The organism is Providencia sp. UF-183 (assembly GCF_058246155.1).
The window spans coordinates 1-6,268 of record NZ_JBSICD010000043.1 but is presented as its reverse complement, the minus strand read 5'-3'; the positions used below and the strand labels follow the sequence as shown (position 1 = coordinate 6,268).

Genomic DNA, 6,268 nt, shown 5'->3' with positions numbered 1-6,268 from the left:
TGGCAAGCCTCCACCCAAGATAATTACCCAGCTTCCGCAGATTGGCAAGACGCCAAAGATTATTGCCTTTGGTTAGGGCAACAAACGGGGCTGCCTGTCGATTTGCCCACTGAAGCCCAGTGGGAATATGCGGCTCGTAATCGGGGCCAATTTATTTTATTTGCCTCAAAAGATGGCACTTATAATGATGGCAGTGAAGGGGGAGAGTCGTTATTTGCTACCGATTTTTCCCCTGTTGGGGTTTACCCACCCACGCCTTTAGGCCTTTACGATATGATGGGGGGGGGGGGTTGACTGGATGAATGATTGGTATGCCGCCGATTATTATGAGCATTCCCCAAATAAAAACCCCCAAGGACCTGAACTGGGAAAAGAAAAAGTCGTTCGAGGGGCTAGTGGATCTTTTTATCTAAAAACCTTGACCATCAATCGGCTCTCTTTTCCTTTAACAAATAAAAACATTCCAACCCTAAATTTCCGTTGTGCTGTGCAATCCCCAACCCCTGTCCAACCTGTGGCAAAATAACCATGCGATTATTAAATAAAATACACAGTGCTATTTTACTCGCGGGGCTTGGGCTATTAACAGGCTGTGATCAACAGCTCACAGCAGAGCAAGAAAGCCAAAAACAGCAGTTAATTAACCAGTCGCTTGGCAATATGGTGTTTATCGAGGGGGGCACATTTTTAATGGGGGACTTTGGCAGCGGCCATGACGGTAAATCCACCCTGCCGTATTCTATAGATAAAGACAATAAATTTGTTCACGATGTCACCTTAGACAGCTTTAGTTTATCCAAATACCGTGTGACGTGGGGGCAATTTAATTTATGGCGGGAGTTAACTAAAAAACCGCTCACTGATACATACCAAGAACTAAAAAATGAGAAACTAATACCTAAGTGGATAGAGTCAACTCAAGATAATTATCCAGCTTCCGTGGATTGGCAAGACGCCAAAGATTATTGCCTTTGGTTAGGCCAACAAACAGGGCTGCCAATCGATTTGCCCACTGAAGCCCAGTGGGAATATGCGGCTCGTAATCGGGGCCAATTTATTTTATTTGCCTCAAAAGATGGCACCTATAATGATGGTACAGAAGAAGGCGAACCACTGTTTATCGCAGGTTTCTCCCCCATTGGCAGCTACCCTCCCACCCCATTAGGCCTCTACGATATGATGGGTAATGGCCTTGACTGGACAAATGATTGGTATGCCGCCGATTATTATGAACACTCCTCAGTAAAAAACCCTCAAGGCCCTGAACAAGGTACTGATAAAGTAGTTCGAGGTTCAAGAAGTAGTTTCTATCTGGATACATTAACCATAATTAGGGTTCCTCACACGCTTATTAATGGAGATATTCCAGGGCTTGGTTTCCGCTGTGCCGTGCAGTCCCCTACCCCAGTCCAACCAGTGGCAAAATAACCATGCGATTATTGAATAAAATACACTGCACTATTTGGCTAACGGGGCTTGGGCTATTAACAGGCTGCGATCAACAACTCACCGCCGAGCAAGAAACACAGAAACAGCAACTGGTTAATGATTCGCTAAACAACATGGTGTTTATCGAAGGGGGCACCTTTTTAATGGGGGACTTTGGTAGTGGTCATGATGACAAATCCACCCTGCCGTATTCTGTAGATAAAGACAATAAATTTGTTCACGATGTCACCTTAAACAGTTTTAGTTTATCCAAATACCGCGTAACGTGGGGGCAATTTAATTTATGGCGAACATTAACAGGGCTTCCGTTAACCGAACGATATAACGATTTAAAATCTCGGGATATCATGAAAGACTGGCAAGCCTCCACCCAAGATAATTACCCAGCGTCTGTGGATTGGCAAGACGCCAAAGATTATTGCCTTTGGTTAGGCCAACAAACGGGGCTGCCATTCGATTTGCCCACTGAAGCCCAGTGGGAATATGCGGCCCGTAATCGGGGGCAATTTATTTTATTTGCCTCAAAAGATGGCACTTACAATAAAATTAGCAGTGAGAATCCAAACAATAGTGGGGAAGCATTATTTGCAGCTGGTTTTTATCCCATTGGCAGTTACCCTCCCACTCCATTAGGCCTCTACGACATGATGGGTAATGGCCTTGACTGGACAAATGATTGGTATGCCGCCGATTATTATGAACATTCCCCATCTAAAAACCCTCAAGGTCCTGAACAGGGCACAGAAAAAGTGGCTCGTGGCTCAGTCAGCAGTGCTATCCGCGAAACATTAACAATAATTAGGGCCCCTAGGCCATTAAAAAATGGGAATATGCCTAAATTAGGCTTCCGCTGTGCCGTGCAATCCCCAACCCCTGCCCAACCTGTGGCGAAATAACCATGCGATTATTGAATAAAGTACACTGCACTATTTGGCTAACGGGGCTTGGGCTATTAACTGGCTGCGATCAACAACTCACCGCCGAGCAAGAAACACAGAAACAGCAACTGGTTAATGATTCGCTAAACAATATGGTGTTTATCGAAGGGGGCTCTTTTATGATGGGGGACTTCGGCGGTCATGATGGGCGCTCTACTCGCCCCTATACTGTGGAACAAGATAATAAAACCTTTCATAAAGTCACCTTAGATAGCTTCAGTATGGCCAAATACCCGGTGACATGGAAAGAGTTTAATCTGTGGATTGCCTTAACAGGACATGCCCCCTCCAAACATTATCTGCAGCTTAAAAAACATGAAGATTCTATTCCATTTATCAAACCTGTTCTTCAAGAGCAGTTTATGGCATTAACAGATTGGCAAGAGGCCAAGGATTACTGCCAATGGTTAGGCCAACAAACTAATTTACCCATTGATTTACCTACCGAAGCCCAATGGGAATACGCCGCTCGTAACCGAGGTCAGTTTGTTGGTTTTGCCTCTGCGGATGGCACTTTTACTCTCTATGAGCAATATGAAACCGAGCCTGATTTGTTCGGATATACTGCGGTTGGTACAACGCCCCCTAACCCATTAGGGCTATATGATATGGCACGTAATGGCTTAAATTGGATTAATGATTGGTATGCAGAAGATTATTATTCCGTTTCCCCTGAATTAAACCCCCAAGGCCCTAGCACTGGCGAGGCAAAAGTGGCGAGGGGTTCTACGGGCACGGCATACCATAAAAACATTACTGTAGATCGACATAGCCAGCCACTTATTGATGAAAATAGTATTGGCCTTGGCTTCCGCTGTGCCGTGCAGTCCCCAACCCCTGTCCAATCAGTGGCGAAATAACCATGCGATTATTAAATAAAATACACTGCACTATTTGGCTAACGGGGCTTGGGCTATTAACAGGCTGCGATCAACAACTCACCGCCTAAAACTGCATTAATTTAAATACATTATCGATACTATTTTATAACCCCCAATACACTTTATAAAACAAACAGCAATATAAACACCATAGCTAATTTATTAGCCTGTGTTTTTATATATTCAATATCAACTTTATTTTTGGAATTAAAATTATTATGACTCAATCCATTGTTATATTAGGTGATAAAACCACTCATGGCGGTACGGTTATTAGTGCCACCTCGGAGTTTATTATTAATGGTATAAAAGCCGCTAAAGTTGGCGATTTAGTTAATTGCCCGAAAAAAGGCCATGGTGTGAATAAAATTATTGATGGTGACCCCAGTATAACCTGCAATGGCATCCCCCTTGCCGTAACGGGTAGTTATACAGAATGTGGCTGCACCTTAATTGCCAGCACATCCGACTTTATTACGGGGTAATTTATGGCTTGGTCTAAAAATACGCTTTTACTCGTTGATAAACCACCGATACCTTCATTGATTAAGTGGCTAGCCATCTTAATTTTATCAATTATTGTCCCCATTTATTTTCTCTATATTACCGACAACCTGAATAATAAAGACGTAGACGTGATTAAACTTATTCCAGCCACGCTTCCTTTTATTATTGTTACGCTCTCCATGACCATTACTTTTTTTATCTATATTCGTGATTATCGTTTCTACCATTACCTTAAAGAAGAAAAGGAATATAACGATTGGCAATGGGCTGAATGGGGGCGGCGTTCAGTGAGTATCCTCGACTGTGCATTATTGTTACCTGAGAAAATCACCTTAAACTACATCCTGCAGCACAGTAAACACCATGATTCTTGTTTTAACTTGACTCAAGATATCGATTACCTCCCTAAGGATAACCCACCCTTTTATTATTTACTGCGAAGTATCAAGGAAACCATCCGTTTATTGCCCGACAGACTGCCTATTAACTTAATTTATTTATCTGATAGTGCCCCCAAAGACAGTGATATTTTACCCATTTGGCATACTTTCTTTGAATCTAAAAAAATAAAACATTACCAACCTGAAAAAACACTCTCATTCGATAAAATTGAAAGCCTCATTAAGCAAAATAAAGAGTGTGTCGATATTTTGATTGTTGAGCAAAAAGAAGAAAAAAATATTCAATCCGAATTGATGGCGATTTTTGTTATCACCCCTGATGATATTGCAAAAAAATATCAATTAAAGAAAAAGAGTGACTTAGAAAGGCCGATGCCATTAGACGCGAATGCAGATATTAAGGCCAGCGTTCGATTATTTAATGAAATTCAAACCGATACACAACAAGCCGTGCAATTAATCTCCTCTGGCAATATTCGCTCAGAGATTACGTCTGCAATTTACCAAAGTGAGTCGAACTTTCCGTTTATTCACCCAGAACAAACCATTGACCTTGAATTCTATTCAGGGCCCACAGGCAAATATGCCCCTTGGTTTGTTGCAGCACTTTCGTCTTTGTATGCCAACCAACAGGATAAGCCCGTTCTGATGGTATCCACCGAAGGTAATCGAACATTTTTCAGTACAATCACCCCGGTATTACATAATGAAATTTAATCGCATGAAGTCACCGCTAAGCTCTACTGTATTTATTTTACTGTGCATGTTACTCGGTATTCTTATTTGGGAATATGGGGATAAAATTAACCTACAGACTAAAGAGCACAAACTATTCGCGATTGTTGCCGCAATTGCTCTGGCGCACTGTGCCCGTCAATTTATCGATTACATTACATCGTCCAAAGAACGTCGTCATAATCGAAATCCCAATAATACCCGTAATGACCCTGAGCAAGAGAAGCGCGTTACTGAGTTAACGCATACAGGGCAAGCCAATACCATAAAAGACTACCTCCACTTCCAACACGGTCTTTTTTGGCGTAGAAAAGTCTCCATCCAACTGCTTATCGGCTCCCCCGCCGCCGTTGATAAACTGGCGCCGCGGTTGTCTCACGAAATTTGGCAGGAAAGCAATGGCACCGTGTTGATTTATGGGGGCGAGGTCGCGGCCACCGTCAATGACGAAAATGTGTTGATGCTCAAACAATTACGCCGCCGTCGGCCGGTGGATGCGCTGATTTGGGTCACCGAAAACACCGTAATAGACCAATTGATGCACAGCACCCTCAACGTTCACCACCTCAATGCGGCGACGTCCGATATGGCGAGCCGCTTTATTTATGGCCTGTTTAAAGCCCTTAAGTGGCAAGCCCCTGTGTGGGTGTGGAATGTTAGCGATAACCCCGAGCTTTGTAGTGCCGATGCGCCTGCGGTGTTGTGTTTAACCGAGCCTTACGGCCAACCCGAGCAGCTCACCCCCGCCCTGCGTGAGCTGGTTCCGCTGTTGTCAATGCATGGCTCCCAAGCCCTGTCTGTCAACCTAACGCACACTTATTGGCTGATTTTGGCGCAGTTTTTACGGGGGAGCGGCAGCGAAGAGTTAGTCATTCGTTTAGCCCCATTGACCTCAGGCATTCGTCGCCTGCCCTTTGCGGGGTTAGCATTTAGCACCGCCGTCACCCAACCGAGTGAGGCCCTTCACCCCCATACGTGGCAGGAAGATAACCGCTGGAAAAGCCTGCTTGCCGTGCAAGATGACATTGCCCCGTCATTGCAACCGTCACACTTAGGCATCAACCCGCAGCGTGTGATGCAATACACGGTCGCCACGGCGATGGCGGTATGGGGCGTGGGGTTGGCGGTGTCGTATTTTGCCAACCGCCAATTGATGAATGACAGCCAGCAGCTGGCATTTGCCGCCGTGGATAACCAGCGCAGCGCCGCCGAGCGCCTGAATGCCCAGTTCGATTTCCAACAAATGTTAGGAAAACTCGACCACCGTGCCACCCACTTTCCCCCCGTGTGGCAGCGCTTTGGCTTAAACCACAATGATGCCCTGCTCGACCAGTTATGGCCCACCTACACCCAAACC

General features: G+C 44.7%; 7 protein-coding genes and 1 pseudogene. All 8 read left to right on the top strand.

Going from position 1 to position 6,268, the window contains the following annotated elements; translation table 11 throughout:
• On the top strand, positions 1–294 hold a 294-nt coding region (locus tag AC4IFT_RS22025), incomplete at its 5' end, for a formylglycine-generating enzyme family protein (protein ID WP_490752844.1).
• 4 nt (positions 295–298) lie between these two features.
• The gene (locus AC4IFT_RS22020; RefSeq protein WP_219246479.1) at positions 299–526 is read left to right on the top strand and encodes a formylglycine-generating enzyme family protein; all 228 of its coding nucleotides are present in this window, start codon (positions 299–301) and stop codon (positions 524–526) included.
• A 2-nt stretch (positions 527–528) separates the two neighbouring features.
• Positions 529–1,428, top strand: coding sequence for a formylglycine-generating enzyme family protein (locus AC4IFT_RS22015; protein WP_490752841.1), 900 nt, complete (start codon positions 529–531; stop codon positions 1,426–1,428).
• 2 nt (positions 1,429–1,430) lie between these two features.
• Positions 1,431–2,345, top strand: a complete 915-nt coding sequence (locus AC4IFT_RS22010) for a formylglycine-generating enzyme family protein (RefSeq protein WP_490752837.1) — start codon at positions 1,431–1,433, stop codon at positions 2,343–2,345.
• 2 nt (positions 2,346–2,347) lie between these two features.
• The gene (locus AC4IFT_RS22005; protein ID WP_490752835.1) at positions 2,348–3,247 is read left to right on the top strand and encodes a formylglycine-generating enzyme family protein; all 900 of its coding nucleotides are present in this window, start codon (positions 2,348–2,350) and stop codon (positions 3,245–3,247) included.
• A gap of 239 nt (positions 3,248–3,486) precedes the next feature.
• Positions 3,487–3,753, top strand: a complete 267-nt coding sequence (locus AC4IFT_RS22000) for a PAAR domain-containing protein (RefSeq protein WP_490752833.1) — start codon at positions 3,487–3,489, stop codon at positions 3,751–3,753.
• Positions 3,754–3,756: 3 nt separating this feature from the next.
• The gene (locus AC4IFT_RS21995; RefSeq protein ID WP_490752831.1) at positions 3,757–4,893 is read left to right on the top strand and encodes a hypothetical protein; all 1,137 of its coding nucleotides are present in this window, start codon (positions 3,757–3,759) and stop codon (positions 4,891–4,893) included.
• Positions 4,883–6,268, top strand: a pseudogene (locus tag AC4IFT_RS21990) (hypothetical protein); the annotation flags it as partial. The gene AC4IFT_RS21995 and the pseudogene AC4IFT_RS21990, both read left to right, overlap by 11 nt.